The organism is Flavitalea antarctica (assembly GCF_054461535.1).
In genome coordinates, this window is the sequence record NZ_JBTLQG010000004.1 from 138,668 (window position 1) to 155,746 (window position 17,079).

13 protein-coding genes are annotated in these 17,079 nt (G+C 44.9%); 5 read left to right on the forward strand and 8 right to left on the reverse strand.

All coding sequences use genetic code 11. The features are described 5' to 3' along the window. Window positions 1-6: 6 nt before the first annotated feature. The 7 genes from ACX0G7_RS06440 to ACX0G7_RS06470 form a co-directional block, all read right to left on the reverse strand. Window positions 7-1,575: a RagB/SusD family nutrient uptake outer membrane protein gene (locus ACX0G7_RS06440; RefSeq protein ID WP_458922611.1), complete on the reverse strand. Its 1,569-nt coding sequence runs from the start codon at window positions 1,573-1,575 to the stop codon at window positions 7-9. Between the two features lie 17 nt (window positions 1,576-1,592). Next, the gene (locus ACX0G7_RS06445) at window positions 1,593-5,078 is read right to left on the reverse strand and encodes a SusC/RagA family TonB-linked outer membrane protein (RefSeq protein WP_458922612.1); all 3,486 of its coding nucleotides are present in this window, start codon (window positions 5,076-5,078) and stop codon (window positions 1,593-1,595) included. Between the two features lie 119 nt (window positions 5,079-5,197). Then, a complete protein-coding gene (locus tag ACX0G7_RS06450; protein WP_458922613.1) occupies window positions 5,198-6,361 on the reverse strand; it encodes a FecR family protein in 1,164 nt (387 codons plus the stop codon). A gap of 2 nt (window positions 6,362-6,363) precedes the next feature. Then, window positions 6,364-6,912 carry an RNA polymerase sigma factor gene (locus ACX0G7_RS06455; protein WP_458922614.1) on the reverse strand — a complete coding sequence of 183 codons (549 nt, stop codon included), beginning with the start codon at window positions 6,910-6,912 and terminating at the stop codon, window positions 6,364-6,366. A gap of 143 nt (window positions 6,913-7,055) precedes the next feature. Then, entirely contained in the window at window positions 7,056-7,394 is a 339-nt protein-coding gene (locus tag ACX0G7_RS06460; RefSeq protein ID WP_458922615.1) for a translation initiation factor, read from the reverse strand. 91 nt (window positions 7,395-7,485) lie between these two features. Then, window positions 7,486-8,340 (reverse strand): carboxylating nicotinate-nucleotide diphosphorylase, encoded by an 855-nt coding sequence (gene nadC / locus ACX0G7_RS06465; protein ID WP_458922616.1) that lies wholly within the window; start codon window positions 8,338-8,340, stop codon window positions 7,486-7,488. 31 nt (window positions 8,341-8,371) lie between these two features. After that, window positions 8,372-8,764 (reverse strand): DUF4783 domain-containing protein, encoded by a 393-nt coding sequence (locus ACX0G7_RS06470; protein WP_458922617.1) that lies wholly within the window; start codon window positions 8,762-8,764, stop codon window positions 8,372-8,374. A 218-nt stretch (window positions 8,765-8,982) separates the two neighbouring features. Here ACX0G7_RS06470 and gpmI point away from each other — a divergent pair, with 218 nt between their 5' ends. From gpmI to uvrC, 5 genes are all read left to right on the forward strand, one after another. Beyond that, entirely contained in the window at window positions 8,983-10,509 is a 1,527-nt protein-coding gene (gpmI, locus tag ACX0G7_RS06475) for a 2,3-bisphosphoglycerate-independent phosphoglycerate mutase (protein WP_458922618.1), read from the forward strand. 75 nt (window positions 10,510-10,584) lie between these two features. Continuing rightward, window positions 10,585-11,166 carry an RNA polymerase sigma factor gene (locus ACX0G7_RS06480; protein ID WP_458922619.1) on the forward strand — a complete coding sequence of 194 codons (582 nt, stop codon included), beginning with the start codon at window positions 10,585-10,587 and terminating at the stop codon, window positions 11,164-11,166. Window positions 11,167-11,224: 58 nt separating this feature from the next. Continuing rightward, window positions 11,225-12,760: a hypothetical protein gene (locus ACX0G7_RS06485; RefSeq protein ID WP_458922620.1), complete on the forward strand. Its 1,536-nt coding sequence runs from the start codon at window positions 11,225-11,227 to the stop codon at window positions 12,758-12,760. 72 nt (window positions 12,761-12,832) lie between these two features. Then, the gene (locus tag ACX0G7_RS06490) at window positions 12,833-13,429 is read left to right on the forward strand and encodes a hypothetical protein (protein WP_458922621.1); all 597 of its coding nucleotides are present in this window, start codon (window positions 12,833-12,835) and stop codon (window positions 13,427-13,429) included. A gap of 37 nt (window positions 13,430-13,466) precedes the next feature. Then, on the forward strand, window positions 13,467-15,407 hold the full coding sequence (gene uvrC / locus ACX0G7_RS06495; RefSeq protein ID WP_458922622.1) for an excinuclease ABC subunit UvrC: 1,941 nt from the start codon (window positions 13,467-13,469) through the stop codon (window positions 15,405-15,407). A 610-nt stretch (window positions 15,408-16,017) separates the two neighbouring features. Here the strand turns inward: uvrC and porN are convergent. Beyond that, complete coding sequence (gene porN / locus ACX0G7_RS06500) at window positions 16,018-17,058, reverse strand: type IX secretion system ring subunit PorN/GldN (protein WP_458922623.1); 1,041 nt, start codon at window positions 17,056-17,058, stop codon at window positions 16,018-16,020. Between the last annotated feature and the right edge of the window lie 21 nt (window positions 17,059-17,079).

A 17,079-nucleotide genomic window follows, 5' to 3' on the forward strand; every position in this document is an offset into this window, starting at 1 on the left:
GGTTGCCTACAATTGAACATATCCTTTATTCTGTATGATCTTACCCGGATTTGATTGCATCACCGTGGTTGGTATAGGGTAGATGAGCATATCATCACTCCAGGTGAACGGCGGAAACCCATCAGCAGCCTGTTCTGCAATCATCACATCTTTTGCTCTTTTCGTTCTGACGAGATCGAACCAACGATGATTCTCAAATGCAAGTTCGACCCTCCTTTCTTTTTCGATTGCCATCAGCAACGCGTTATCATTTGCAAAGTCTCCCATTGTATAATCCTTTAACAGATCTGCCGGTTTTACTATAGCCGGATTTCCGGGTGTGTTGCGGGCTCTCTGCCGGATCCTGTTTAGGTAGGTGATCGCTTTTGTTTTGTCGCCCCCGGTACGTACAATAGCTTCTGCAGAGATCAGCAGTACATCTGCAAGCCTTAGTTCGATCCAGTTGTTGCCATTATCGCTGCCACTGGTTGCAACATCGTAATATTTGGTGACATATCGCTCATTCTGCACGGCTCCACTGGTAGCATTGACCCAGTTGTCGCGCATAGAAACATATTTCCTTGGGTCCGCAGGCTCATACGCTGCAGACATATTGCCGGTTGGCGCATTAACACCCGATTTATCACCAACGAGAACGACTTCCTTATTAGAGAACCTCGGTGCAAAATCATTGTTCCATGGGCTACCGGTAGCACCGTTGGGGCTGCCTTTTTTGTATTGGACCTCAAAGAGTGATTCTATGCTGTTCTTTTTTGTTACATCAAAAAGATCCTTGTAGCTGGGGACCAACGCCGCTCCCGATGTGCTGATCACCTGCTCTGCTTTTTGTGTAGCGAGTGTATAGAAGTCATTACCCTTATTCAGCGGATATCCTGCCATAGTAAGATACACCTTTGAGAGCAGACCCATGGCGCCCCATTTGGTTATCCGGCCTTTATCGTTTGCAGTATAGGAAGCCGGCAGGTTCGCTTCAGCATATTGAAGGTCTTCAATGATCAGATCGTAGATCTCCTGGAGAGGTGCGCGAAGGATCTCGTAAGCTTCGGTGGGTGTTACTTCCTTATCTACCCTGGGTACACCAAGTAAGCTTCCATTGAGAGCAACTCCGCCAAACGCACGGTTAAGCCAGAAATACATAAGTGCACGCAGGAACCTTGCTTCCGCGACGTATTGCTTCTTCAGGTTTTCATTATTGAATTTTACAGGATCAATCCGTCCAATCACTATGTTGCTTCTGAGTATAACATTATAGCAGTTGTTCCATGCGTTGGTCGGATAGTTGTTTTCCGGTAGCAGCGGTGAAGCAAATACGTCAATGCCGTTATCATCTGCGGGGTTACCACTCAACCATGAATAAGTGGTATTGTCAGACCTGATCTCTCCAAGCCTTACAAATGGATTGTTATATACTGAGCGAAGGTTACCATAAGCTGAAAGTACAGCCTGGTTCATATCCGACTCGGTTTTATAAAAGCTCTCGGAGTTCAGACTGGAAGGTGGACTGAGTTGTATAAATTCTTTTTTGCAGGAACCAAAGACAAGGACGCTTATTGCTGCAATCGCGAAATATTTCATGACAATTAATTAATGGATTAGAAACTCAGGTTTAAGCCGATAATTACTGTTTTAGCTGAGGGATACCCAAGGTAATCCCCGCCTCTTGAAAGACCATCTCCCTCACTGCTGGTTTCTGGATCGAAACCGGTATACTTAGTCCAGGTAAAGAGATTCTGGCCGGTAGCATAAAGACGCAACGCATTTATTTTAAGACCACCAATCGGGCGGATCTTAAAGTCGTAAGCAAGTGTGATGTTGCGAAGACGAATGAATGAACCATCAGTCACCCAGGCCGAAGAAGGATCGCGTTGCCATCCTGTAGGATTGCGGGTTGGCCTGAAATGCACGCCATCTCCCGGATCATCAGCAGACCGCCAGCGCCCGTTCTGTTCTACCAATGTATTCCTGTCTCCATGATATATACCAACCATGCGGTTGAAAAAGCTGAACAACTGTGCTCCCTGTGAGAAAGATAGTTGAGCCGACAATGTAAAATTCTGGTATGAGAAATTATTGCTGAACCCACCCTGGAAATATGGCTGGTTATCCCCGATGATCGTCTTGTCATTCTGATCAAGTTTTCCATCACCATTTACATCCAGGTAACGTCCGTCACCAACCTTGTCTGCCGGAAGATGCGGAGATTTATCCAGCTCAGCCTGGTTCATAAATACACCATCATATACATAGCCGAAAAAGCTTGCTATCGGGTATCCGGGTTTGGTGATAAATGAATTATTTGCATTAGGTGCGCTGGCATAGATCGGCTGGCCGCCAGGACCTACTTCCAGTACCTTATTTTTGTTGAAAGAAATATTGAAGTCGCTGGTCCAGGTGAACTTGCCTGTCAGGTTTCTTGTAGACAGTAAAAATTCCATTCCCCTGTTCTCCAGTTTACCGATATTCTGGATCTGGGTAGCATAACCGGTAATGGTAGGGACCGGAACATTTAATAAGAGGTCGATTGATCTGCTATTGTAAAAATCACCTTCAATACGAACGCGACTATTGAATAAAGCCAGGTCAAATCCAAAATTAGATTGTAACACTTTTTCCCAACCAAGATCGTCATTCGGGATGGTGCTTGGATTAACAGTATTCTGGAGCACATCACCTGTTGGATAAAATCCTGTACCAAGCAATCCGATGGCAGAATAATTTCCAATCCGGTTATTACCCGCAATACCATAACTGGCACGTAGTTTAAACTCACTGATAATATGCGCCAGTGGATCCATAAATTTCTCCTGGCTCACCCTCCATGCACCTGACACGGAAGGAAAGGATCCCCATTTCCTGTTCTCTCCAAACCGTGAAGAGCCGTCTGAACGAATGGTTGCGGTAAGAAGATATTTATTGTCGAAGGTGTAGTTAGCGCGCGCAAAATAAGACACCATCGAATATTGCGATTTTGTACTTGACAACTGGTAAGGAGCGCCGGCGTTCAGGGTCTGGATCACATCATTCGGAAAACCCCTTGCTTCGCCATACATGTATTCATTGGTAGTTTTCTGACTGCTAAACCCGCCCAACAAACCAAGATCATGTTTGTCGCCGAGTTTCTTATTGTAAGAAAGCGTTTGTTCAATCACCCAATCAAAATCAGTTGACTGTTCATTCACTGATCTCGCGGGACGAGGTGCCCTTGAGCCATCAAAATCTACTACGGAAGGTTCGAAGGTTTCATAATCATTATTACGAATACCACCGTTCACATTTATCCTGTATTTCAAACCCTCAATAATGTCAAGTTCCGCAAACAGTGTTCCCAGCCAACCATATCTTTTGCGGTACCTGTTGACCTGTTCTGCTATACCAATTGGATTGGCCACATCACCGGCGAGTACTTCAGGATTACGAACCATTGAACCATAGGTACCATCAGGATTCCTGAGCTCATAGATAGGTGGCAGCAGCAGCGAATAAAGTATTGGAGCATCCTTTCCATTCGCCTGTTCATGACCGCCCGAATGGAAAGCATTCAGATTAAGACCGAGCTTAAGGCGTTTGGATATCTGGGATTCTACATTTGTTCGGAAGTTGTACCGCGCGTAATCAGTATTCAATGATATGCCCTGCTGGTTAACATAACTGCCCGCGAATACGTACCTGGTCTTATCACTACCACCCATAACCGAAAGTTCATACTGCTGTATCGGGGCATCACGGAACAGCATATCCTGCCAGTTGTTGTTGGGCATGGTTGCTACGGAATTGGGATCGAAGAAATTGTATTTATAACCGTTTTTGCCATCCGGGATCATGTACAGTGAGTTAGCACTAGGGTATAGCTGGCGACGTGTATTCAGGTCGTCAATGGTGTGTGGTGCCTTGTTAGGATCCGCAGCAATAACAGGTTGATCCAGCCATGCCTGGTTTCGCCCATCAATGAACCATTGAACATAGTCCTCACGATTCATCACTTCCATTTTCTTTGAACGACGCTGCACCCCGGCAAACACATTGAAGCTCACGGTAGGTGTACCTGACTTACCTCTTTTAGTCGTAATGATCACCACACCATTAGCACCCCTCGAACCATAGATGGCTGTGGAGGATGCATCTTTAAGCACCTGGATACTCTCGATATCTGAAGGGTTGATCAGGTTAAATGCTCCACTTTCCATCGGATAGCCATCCACAACATAGAGTGGTGAACTTGACTGGGTAATAGATCCTGTTCCTCTTACCCTTATGGCAAGGCCCTCGCCTCCCGGGGCACCGGTAATCTGTTGTACCTGCACACCGGCCATCTGTCCCGCCATCGCTTCGCCAAAATTGACTACTGCACGCTCTTTCATGTTTGCAGCAGTAACCGTAGCGACAGCCCCGGTAAGATCAGATTTCTTCCTGGTACCATAACCGACTACCACCACATCATTCAGCTGGGTGGTTTCCTGGGAAAGCGTGATAACAAGATTAGTTTTTTCCCCGATGGTTACTTCCTGCTTCTGATAGCCAATATAGGAAACCGAGAGCACTGCATCAGGCTTGTTGACCTCGATTGTGAATGCGCCATTGGCATCGGTATTAGTACCAATATCAGAACCAACAACCTGGACCGAAGCACCAACCACCGGCTTGCCATCGCTGTCGAGAACTCTACCCGTGATGGGCAAGGCACTTCGCTGAACAGCGGGCGTAAAGGCGGCGTTCATTACCATTGAACGTGTTGGAGCTTCCTGTAATTTCTTTTTAAGGATTATCAAATGTTCCCTGTAAATCCAGGAGACATTTTTTGGCACCAGCACTTCTGTCAGCAGATCATCGAGCCGGACCTTATCGGCACTGAACCTGACTGTCTCTGCATCGTTCAGCAGTTCGTTGCTGTAGAACAGTGTGAACCCGGTTTGTTTTTTAATTGATTTGAAAAGATTTGCCAGCGAAGTTTCGCCCTTGCTGAGCCTTACCCATGGATTTGGCTCATTGACATTCGCAAAAACACAAACAGTGTTGAATAACAGTGCAGATAGCACCAGGAGATAAATGCAGGTTATAGCTGGTTTTCTCAGGCAAGACATAGCAGCAATTTTATTTTAGGTGAGAAATATTGAATCAAAGACATCCAAATTCAAATCCGGGTGAATGGATCGGAAGAAAATATTTAATTTTTAATTTGGACCAGCGGGAATAATGTGGACTATTTGAAGTATATCTTTCCATCAATCAACTGGCAATTAACATCGCCAGAAAGATTGATATTATCAAGGAAAGCCTGCAGGGGCTGGTCTTTACGCATCTCACCGCTAAACGTTTTACCCTTTAGTGTTATATTGGAAAACTCACTTTCAACATTATACATTCGCTTCATTGCTTCTGATAATTCTTTTAATGTTGTATTGCTGAAATAGTAAACACCCTTCAACCACGACAGTACTTCGAGGGAATCGAATGGTCGCGTCTCAAACCCGGCTATGCTGGTAAAGTCGGCTTCGAAACCTGGTTGCAGGTGAACAGCTTTTTTACCTTCATTACGCAACACCACCGAACCTTCCATCAATGCTGTCCGGATTCTGCCAGTGGAATATGTATTAACATTAAACGAGGTGCCGGTCACAAGTACTTCTGTTTCCCGGGCACGCACTAGAAAAGGACTTTCTTTGTTTTTAGAAACATTGAAAAAGGCTTCTCCTTCGACACTTACTTCACGTGTTTGCCCCTGGAAACTCGCAGGAAACTTCAGGGTGGTCGCTGCGTTCAACCACACTTCGGAACCGTCAGATAGCCTGATCTTATAATCGTAACCATATGGCACATGCAGTGTCCAGTTTTGGTTGTTGCCTGCTACAGTTTTATAAACAAGCGTGTTGCCATTTGTTTCAAAAACAGCATCGCCGGCTTTAAATGTGCTCTCGGCCTTTCCATGTAGTTCCACGGTCTCGTGATTTGCCAGTTCTAAAGTCGGGAATTTCATTTTGCCATCGGTAAATGACAGGCCCGTGGATACTTCAGCGCTCCGTGTGCCCGCCTGATACCACCAATACCCCGCTGCTAACACAGCGACTATTGAGGCAGCCGCCAGTAGTCTTCGTCCGATGATACGCAAACCTGGCCGGGCAGGACTCACCATCAGCGGCTCTAAACGCATCCACTGTGCCTGTTCATCAACGTTCACATCAAACCCTGCTGCTGTGGCATCCTCCAGCCCGGCGGAAATTGTAAGCCACATCTCTCTTACACCCGGATCATCTTTTATTAATTGTGCCAGGATCAGATCATCGACCGGATCAATAGATCCCGCAATCTTTTCAATGATCAACAACCTTATTTCTTCGTTATTAAACTGCATCCGGTATAAAGACACTATTAGCTGTTGTATGGGTGAATCGGAGATGATTTTAATTTGATGCGCAGGAATTTTACGGCCAGCTTCAGGTGGCTTTTGACAGAATTTATACTGATTCCCATTTCCTCAGCGGCATCCTGGTATCGCTTATTTTCAAGATGGATCAGGTGAAAAGCCCTGAATTGCTGAGTCGGCAGCCCATCGAGCACGCTGAGCAATTGTGGAGACGGTGACAATTCCCCATCAACGTTTTCTGTTTCTAACTGGCCGGCGTAATCTTTTAAGTTTTTTGTTTGCTTGCCAAGGAGCTTGAGGTAATTGAGACAACGATGTCGGATTGAAGTATGCAGGTAGGCTTTGACTGATTTCTCAATATTGCGGTAAAGTTGTTGATTCCAGATATCAAGAAACAACTGCTGAACCATGTCTTCGGCTTCCTGTTCGTTTTTTAGGATCAGGAACGCATTCAGTCGTAAAGGCTTCAGGTATAGTTTGAACACCTGTTCAAAGGCTGCCTTGTCACCGGTTCTGAATCGAACCAGCAGTTCAGTTTGATCTTGGCTAAACATCAGAGACAATCGTTTTTCTAACAACATTCTGCAAATACCAGTGCTAACACTATGTGTTAAGAATCCTGACAGAGTATTTCGCAATATAGGCTTTAGAAGATATCTCGATTCTGTTTTCTACTAAAACGTTTTTGTAAGAGTGCCTAGATCTTTTTTGTTCTGGAGTATCCGTTTTTGATTAACCATGCCAGCACTTTATCCCGGTTATCTCCCTGGATAATGATTTCGCCGCCTTTGACGGAGCCGCCGGTTCCGCAAAATGTTTTGAGTTTCTTGCCAAGGTCCTCCAGGTCGGTTTCAGTGCCTATAAAATCCTGCACCAGTGTAACGGCCTTACCTGCGCGCTGTTTAGTGTCGAGCCTGATACGCAGTTTTTGTTGAGCAGGTGGAAGTGTTTCCGCAGACTCAGGTATGTCTTCCCCTTTTTTAAAATCAGGGTCCGTTGAAAAGACAATGCCGCCCGTTGATTTTTTCTTACTCATAACGTAAAAATATAAAACTCAGAAAACAATTGAGCACCTGGTGTAGCTGCCATTACAAAAGAGAGAAAAATTCTTGCACCGGCTGCTGATGCTATAGCAATTTTGCTTTCAGACTAAGGTCAAGACTTCTTGCCTGGTGTATCAGGGCTCCAACACTGACGAAGTCCACCCCTGTTTCAGCATAAGCAATGATGTTGTCAAGATTTATTCCCCCACTCGCTTCGGTTTCATACCTGCCATCAATGAGCTTTACCGCCTCGGTGATATCTGCCGGTTTGAAATTGTCAAGCATTATCCGGTCAATTTTCCCGATGGCCAGAACGCGTTTTACTTCATCAAGATTCCTGGTTTCCACTTCAATCTTCAATCCCGGCCGCTTCGTTTGTACATAATCGTGAGCAAGCCCGATAGCCCTTTCAATACCACCACTGTAATCGATATGATTATCTTTCAACATGATCATATCGTAAAGACCCATTCTATGATTATGCCCTCCACCGATTCTGACTGCTTCCTTTTCAAGAACACGAAAATTTGGTGTTGTTTTCCGGGTGTCAAGTATCCTCGTTTTATAACCTTCAATTTTGTTGACGTAGGTCCGGGTAAGCGTCGCAATACCACTCATTCTTTGCATACAGTTAAGTACAATCCTTTCACACTGCAGGATCACCTGCACCGGGGCTTTGACCTCAAAAGCCTTCTCACCGGAACTCATGGCGTCACCGTCCGATTTAAGCCTCGTAAATTCTGTGGTTGGATATTTCATCCTGAATATTCTCTCAGCGACTGAAACGCCTGCCAGTATTCCATCCTCCTTGATCTTTAATTCAGCAACACCCATTGCGCCCTCAGGAATACATGCAAGGGTTGAATGATCTCCATCCCCGATATCTTCCTGCAGTGCCGACTGAACCAAAACAAACAGGTGCTCATCAAAAGCGTTCATATAAAATGTTTAAGATCGTAAGTTGCGGGAACTATTCTGCCAACTGGAAAACAATCTCCTGAAGAAACTGCTGTTCGCCTTTTTTCTTAAGGTAAAACCTGATCCGGTAATCGCGGGACTTTGTTTGTAGCAACCCGATACAAAACTGGGAGCCATCTTTGTTTTCGCCCTTGTGTTTGACCTGGAAACCTTTTACCTCGTTACTGGCAAAAAAGTCCTTCAGAATCATTTCAGCCTGGGACTTGCTGTAGTTATCACTTTTGTCCGGAAAGGAGAGATCGACGCGGCTGTCGAAATATTTGGAGATCTGCGCTGCATTACCTGAGCGCATGGCTGAAGCTACATCTTCAATAGAGAAAATGAGCGTAAAAGATGTCAGGAATAGCGAGAAAGCTAATACCGCAATTCCCGAGCTTGATTTCATAATAAAAAATTTTCAATACCAAAATTGCGAAAAACATGCCAAACTAAGATATTTAATACTGAATAGAAAATATTGGATATTTTGCAGTATTCATTTAGTAATCAACTCCTAGCGATCTGATTTCTGATGGTTTGCACTTAATTCTGACAGCTGTTGGAAGCGACCCTGGACCGCGCGGATATATATTCACCACCTAATCTGGCTTATAAAGTTTAATCATGGCTGCAAAGAAAGTTATACTCGTTATTATGGACGGCTGGGGTCTCGGACAGGTTTTCGAATCAGATGCTATCCGCCATGCCCAAACCCCGTTCGTTAATTCGCTCTACGAAAATTATCCAAATACAACCCTAACCACCTGTGGTGAATTAGTTGGCCTTCCCGATGGCCAGATGGGCAATTCGGAAGTTGGACACCTGAACCTCGGGGCAGGCCGCATCGTATACCAGGAGCTGCAACGGATAAATGTCGCCATCCGGACGGAGGAGTTTCACAAAAATGCAGTGATACTGGAATCGATCCGTTACGCAAGAGACAACAATAAACCACTACATCTGCTCGGATTGGTAAGTGATGGCGGTGTTCATTCACATATCACTCACCTGAAGGCGCTATTGACTTTGTGTGCCACTGAAGGGCTTACAAATGTTTTTATACACGCGTTTACGGATGGTCGTGATACGGATCCGAAGAGTGGATTGGGTTTTATTACAGACTTGCAGGAACATATCAACCTGACTGGTGGTAAGATCGCGACGATTACCGGAAGGTATTTTGCTATGGACCGCGACAAACGCTGGGAACGTGTGAAACTTGCTTATGACGGGATGGTCAACGGAGTGGGAGATAAATCAGTTAACCCCATAAAAGCAATTACAGACTGTTATCTGAATAACATCACCGATGAATTCATCAAGCCGATCATAATCACGGATGAAGCACAAAACCCGGTTGCCACGATCAAAGATGGTGATGTTACCATCTGTTTCAACTTCCGCACAGACAGGTGCCGCGAGATTACTGAAGTGTTGACCCAGAAAGACTTTCCTGAGTTCGGGATGAAGAAGCTAAATCTTCATTATACAACCATGACCGAATATGATAAGACGTTCAATAACGTAAAGGTTGTCTTTGAAAATGATAATCTGAATAACACCCTTGGAGAAGTTTTGCAGGCTAATGGAAAAAAGCAGATCCGGATTGCTGAGACTGAAAAGTATCCGCATGTAACTTTCTTTTTCAGCGGGGGACGCGAAGTACCATTTGAAGGTGAGACAAGATTGATGGCGCCCTCGCCGAAGGTTGCTACCTATGATCTTCAGCCGGAAATGAGTGCATATGAACTTACGGATCTTATCATTCCTGAAATAGAAAATGAAACGGCGGATTTCATTTGTCTGAATTATGCCAATGCCGATATGGTGGGCCACACGGGCGTATGGAACGCGGTGATCAAAGCGGTGGAAACCGTGGATATTTGTGTGAGCCGGCTCGTCAAAACCGCACTTGCACACGACTACACGATATTCCTGACTGCGGATCATGGTAATGCAGATTATGAAATTAACCCGGATGGCAGCCCGAACACCGCACACACTTTAAATCCGGTACCTTTCTGGATCATTGATAACAACTGGAAAGGAACCATCAAACCAGGCAAACTCGGCGACCTGGCACCCACGATCCTCAAAGTGATGGGACTGGATATTCCACCTGAAATGACGGGCAATATTCTGATCGATTAACCCCATCTATTTTTTTTTCCAAGCAGCTTTTGCTTCTCAAAATTGTCTAAATTACAGGGCAACCAAAGAGCGTGTATGACTGAAGAAGCCATTTTATACGGCTGTTTACGGAATGACTCAATTGCCCAGCGGGAATTGTATGGCAAATACAGTCCCAAAATGCTGTCGGTATGTTATCGGTTCGCACATAACCGGGAAGACGCTGAAGACATGCTTCAGGAGGGTTTTATCAAGGTCTTCGGACAGATACATACCTTCCAGAACAAAGGCGCGTTTGAAGGTTGGATACGCAGAATCATTGTTCATACCTGCATCAATAACCTGAAGAAAAATAAGAAGTTCAATGAAAGTGTAGACATTATTCATGCTACTACTATTCAGGTAAGAGAAGAGTCGGTGCCGTCGATCGTACAGGCGAAACAAGTGGTGGAATGTATCAGGTTATTGCCGATCGGGTACAGAACAGTTTTAAACCTTTATGCGATTGAAGGTTATTCGCACAAAGAAATTGCTGAAGTCCTGGATATTGAAGAAAGCACCAGCCGATCGCAATACACCAGGGCAAAGCAAATGCTGGAAGATATACTTGTCAGAAAAAATATCATCCAGAAGCCAAGGCAAAAAACAGATTGGTTACGTGTTGCAGGAGGAAAATAAAAACCAAAACTTACATAATAACGTCCATTGAAGATCCTGCCTTACAAACACGAAGATTATGGAGCGCAATTTTTACACTGACGATTTTGAGGAACTGCTGAAAGAAAAGGCTGATCAATACAAAATGTACCCTTCCGATAAGGTGTGGAATGGAATTCAGAATTCACTTCATTCAAAAAGGAAATGGTACTGGATCGGATTCGCCCTTCTTCTCTCTGGTGTAAGTTATTATGCGATCGAAGCCCTTATTGCGCCACCAAAAGCTGCTCAAAAATCCCAGGCAAAAGTTATCGCTTCAAAAGTTCCGGCCGACAATGTATTATTGAGTGGAAAAGATGGCAAAGCCGGTTCTGCGCTGGTTATACCGCTTACTCAAAATGGCGGTTCCCGATACCAATCGCTTCCCAAGGATATCGAACTACCGTTTGACGGTGATTATGATATTGACAGATCATACGCTGACATAGAGCCCGGCGCTACTGCCAGGGTAGTGGAAATGCTTCAACTGACCCGGGTTCCGGTGTTGTCAGGCCCTGTCGAAAGCAAAACTCCGCTCAATTCCCTCGCGGCTGCTTCACCGGCAAAATCATTTTCCTCATTGGATGGTTATGATCCGGTGATCATTGTTGATAATACGCCGCCTTCCGCTACATCAGCGGCAGGGCTGCCTGATCAAAACACTAATGGTGGACTCCAGGATAAAGATCGGATAATTGCCCTCGGGCAAAACCGGGGCATTGATGGAAGTACCGGTAGCGTCCGGTTCCCGATAGAACAGGAGGCAGCGGCTGAAGATGTGAAGAAAATCAACTGGCTGCAGGAATTCGCATCGAATGAATTTAACGTGGCTCCGCTGAAGAGGCTCAGCTGGCAGTTGGCCTTTGCACCCACAATGAATTACCGGAACTTATCCACGAGCAAAAATCCCGGCAAACAGTACAGGGTGAAGAATATCCCCATGGCGATGGATATTACCGGTGATGTTGACAATCTTGTAAACCATAGTCCTGCCCTCGGTTTCGAGCTTGGAACCCATATGAGGTACGTTGCAAACAGGACCATAACTTTCAAAGCCGGTATCCAGTTCAACTATGCCCGGTATGCAATTGAAGCATTTTCTGCACCCGGTATAGATGTAGCAACCATTGCGCTGAACAGCGTTGGCGGTTCTTTCAGGGATTCGCTTATCTCATATAGCAGTATCAGTAATTTTGGCGGCAATTCCGTAAAGGACATTCAAAACCAGTATTTCCAGCTTTCTGCACCTATCGGCGTGGAACTGAAACTGCTGGGAGGCAAACGAATGGGTCTTCATATTGCAGGTACGGTTCAACCCACTTATCTGCTTAACCGGAACACTTACCTGATTACTACAGATTACCTCAGCTATACCCGTGAACCATCCCTGGTGAGACGCTGGAATATGAATACCAGCGCGGAGGCCTTTGTTTCTTATAACACCGGCGGAATACAATGGCAGGTAGGTCCCCAGTTCAGGTACCAGGTACTTTCCAGTTATTCTTCAAAATACCCGATCCGCGAAAATCTCATGGAATACGGTGTGAAAATCGGCGTAAGCAAAACAATCAGGTAACAAGGAGCTGTTTAACCTAAATTTGTTAGTCCCCGCTAAACATTGGAGCTTTCATTTTCTTAATTTTAGAAAATGAAGTCATGCTTGCTTTCCCTGGTGCTGATTACCCTATTGTCCGGTTGCGCTGATGAATTAGAATCCCCCCTTCCTGAGGCCCGGTTACCGGACAGTACAAACAAAGCCAAACAGTTTTTCCCGGTACTAGATTACCTGAAGGGAGAATTAAGTAATGTAGATTCCTTCGCTACAGCGATTAGGGTATATACAACGTTCAATGGAAAAACAGACTCATCTTTTGTTACTGTGGATCAGTTCAACGGAATCATGCAGGAGTTTTTACCACCAGAACTAAGCAAGGAAAATTTCGAAAAATATTACAGCGAATCTTCGTTTTTTGATCAGACAACCCAAACTTCCACCTTTACTTATGCTACCAAAAACGATGATCTTGAATTTCACCGCATAGATGTGCTGGTGCAGGGTTCTGAAAGCTATGATAAGGTGAGCAGCATATACATGGAAAAATTTATCGGAGGAGAAGATTCCTCGGCGGTTAAAAAGATCCTTTTGGTCGGCGGTAAAAGCCTCCTGATAAATTCAGAAACGACGGTTAAAAACAATAAACCGGTAATCCGGCAGGATAAATACGTCTGGAACGACTGGAAATAGCAATTCCATCTGAGCAGAGCAGGTAATCAGGATACAAATGACGCAGCAGGAATTTCAGCAGATAGCACATACAATACCACTCAACCCGGGGATCTACAAGTATTATGATCTCAAAAACGAATTACTTTATGTTGGTAAGGCCAAAAGTTTGCGTAAACGGGTTGCGTCCTATTTCAACAAAACATTTACTACCTACAAAACACACGAACTGGTTCAACGGATCAGGCGTATTGAGTTTACTATCGTAAACTCCGAGCAGGATGCGTTCCTCCTCGAGAACTCCCTGATCAAACAGTTTCAGCCCAGGTTCAACATTAACCTAAAGGACGACAAAAGCTATCCCTTTATCGTTATAAAAAATGAGCCGTTCCCCAGGATTTTTCTCACCAGGCGAAAGATAAATGATGGCTCGGAATACCTCGGACCTTTCACTTCGGTCGGCAAGGTGCGTGAATTAATGGATTTTGTTAAGGCAACTATCCAGTTGCGGACCTGTAAGCTGAATCTAACGGAGACCAATATCCGAAAGGGAAAATTTAAGGTCTGCCTGGAATATCACCTCGGGAATTGTAAGGGACCATGTGAAGGGCACCAGTCCCTGGAAGATTATAACGAAGGCTTACAACAGATCCGAAACATACTGAAAGGGAACCTGAATCCGGTGATCCAGCATTTCAAAAATGAAATGAAAGAAGAGGCGGCAAATATGCGCTTTGAAAAAGCTGAACTGGTCCGTAAAAAGATCAATCACATGGAACAATATGCTGCCCGGTCCGTGATTGTCAGCAGCAGCCTTACCAACGCGGATGTATTTTCGCTCTTAAGGGAAGAGGATAAGGCTTATGTCAATTACCTGATGGTGCAGAACGGGACCATTGTTCAGACTCATACCTCGCAATTGGAAACTCATCTTGAAGAACCCGATGAAGAGGTACTTTCCTTTGCCATCGCCCAACTTCGGGATACATTCAACAGCAGCGCCAGGGAGATCATCGTTCAGTATGTAATTGATTATCCGGAGAAGGATATTGTCATTACGGTGCCTCGTGCAGGCGATAAAAAAAAGCTGCTCGATCTTTCCGAGAAAAATGTCAATTACTTCCGTGAGGAGCTTCGGAAAAAGAGGATGTTGCAGCTCGAAGGAAAAGATGATATGGAAAAAAAGCAGGTACTCTACCAGCTCCGTGACGACCTCAAACTCCGTGATGTTCCGGTGCATATCGAATGCTTTGATAACTCGAACTTCCAGGGCAGTTACCCGGTTTCTGCGATGGTTTGTTTCAGGATGGGTGTTCCCAGCAAAGACGACTACAGGCATTATAATGTAAAGACTGTCCAGGGCATCAATGACTTTGCAACCATGAAGGAAGTGGTGTACAGGCGATACCGGCGCCTGACCGAAGAAAACCAGGCACTACCCCAACTGGTTATCATCGATGGCGGAAAGGGACAACTGAGCGCAGCCATGGAGAGTATCGAGGCACTTGGTCTCCAGGGTTCGATGACCGTTGTCGGACTTGCAAAAAATGAAGAAGAGATATTCTACCCAGGTGACCAGGAATCGCTCAAACTGCCGTATAACAGCCCCAGTTTACATCTGATACGCAGGATCCGTGACGAGGTGCACAGGTTCGGCATTCGGTTTCACCGCCAGAAACGCAGCCAGGGAACCTTCAAAAACGAACTGGAACAAATCAGGGGAATCGGAAAAAACACTGCTGATCAGCTGTTAAAAGAATTCAGATCAGTTAAGAAAGTAAAAGCGCTGGGCAGGGATGAGTTGACCAAAGCTATTGGCAAAGCGAAAGCTGAAATTGTCTGGAATTTTTTCCATCCCGCAGTGCTTCCCCAGGAAACATCCGGGGATAGTGCCGTTGTCGTTAATGGCGGTAACCAGGAAGACGATGGACTTAACCAGGAAGACACTGGGTTTAATCAGGAAGACGATAGACTTAAACAGGAAGACGATGGTAAGTGAGGCGGGATATCGTAAAGTGGTAAAAACACGGAGGTCTTAAAAAAATAAAGGGGCCAGGATAGAAATCCAGCCCCGTTTTTAAAATCCAATATCCTATGAAAAACCGTTGTAAAAATAGGGAACTAATTGAACAAAACAATACCCGTTTTTGGGTATTTTGTAATTTTAATTATTGTCAAACAGACACATTAAATTTCTTAAATCGCCTGGCAAACATCTTTATTCTTATCACCGACACATTACGCAGACTAACGGGCTTCTTCAAATATAGTATTGGCAAGGGTTTCAGCCGAAAGGCGGGATTGTTGGTTGTATGACTCCGGATAGTTACCTCAAAAGATTATCATTACTCCGATAACAAGGGCATTGACCTTATTCAGGCATAGGTCCACATTAATTTTGTAAGATATTTTAATATTACCCGTAGAATGTTATCATCAGGGGTTAAAATCACCGGATGAAATGGCCGGTAAAGCAGCATCGGTTCTGAAATTGTTACTTCGTAAAACTACGTAGGGGTGTCTGGGTACAAAGGGTAACCGGTAGGGAATGAGGCAAAAAAAAAGCACCCCATATATGGGATGCTTTCTTATATCAGGGTGAATTATGATTAATATGACCAGAGATCCTGTTCGTAGTTAAAGATCTTTTCCTTGATGTTTTCTCCTTCGAGCAAAGCAAGGATCGGATCCTTAATATAACTACTGATGAAAAAGTCGTTTGGATTGTTGATGGTTGATTTAAGGATCCTGCTGGAGAACATACGGCTCTCAAACAGTTCTTCCCAACTCATCTTCGCACCATAGTTTCTTCCATTGTACACGTCATAACGCGCAAGCATGGGCCGCAGATCAGGATAATAAACCCAGAACAGCGGTGTAGTTGCCCGGAAAGAGCCATCATCATTTTTGATGGTCTTGATTGGAGCAATACCCAGGATCCTGGTTGTCATCCTGGAAGATTCCTTGTCGAAAACAACGTCTTCCTTAACCCAGTATCTTTCGATATCATCAGGATTAAACTCGGAGCTGATGGTAGTATCCTTAAGGATACCTTTTGAACCATCAGGATCTTCAGCAAAGTTGGGGATCTGAATGGTCTTTGGTTTACCTACAACCAATTCAGCAATTTCCTTGAATGTCATCGGGGTAGTGAAACGATCATCACCGCCGGTTGCACTGAACGCTACGACCTCGTTCGATTTGATAGCATTCAGCAACATCACGATAAAACGCTGGTTTCCATTATCACCTTCCGCCTTGTAAACAAATGGAAGGTTGATCTTTTCGTGAACGTCGATTTCCCGCCATACACGCTGGATATATGCAGCATCGTCCTCGCGGATGTGCTCATATACCAGTGGAACTCGTTCTCTCACCAGGTTGCGTTCGATTGCATTATCGTTGCGCAAAGATGGCTTGGGAGCATCCAGTTTAAGGTCTGCCTCAAGCACCACGGGTGCCGGAACAGTATCCTTTTTTGCAGCCAGTGCCGCATTGTTTGCAGCGTTGTTATTCCTGGTTGATGTTTTAGGTGCGGTGGTTCTCTTCTTGGCTGTCCGGTTTGGTTTTTTGGTCTGCGCGTCGGCAGTTTCCACAAACACCGCCAAAACAGTCAGCAGTAAACCCAGCTTGATGATACGATTTTTCATTATCCCTGATTTATAAAATAC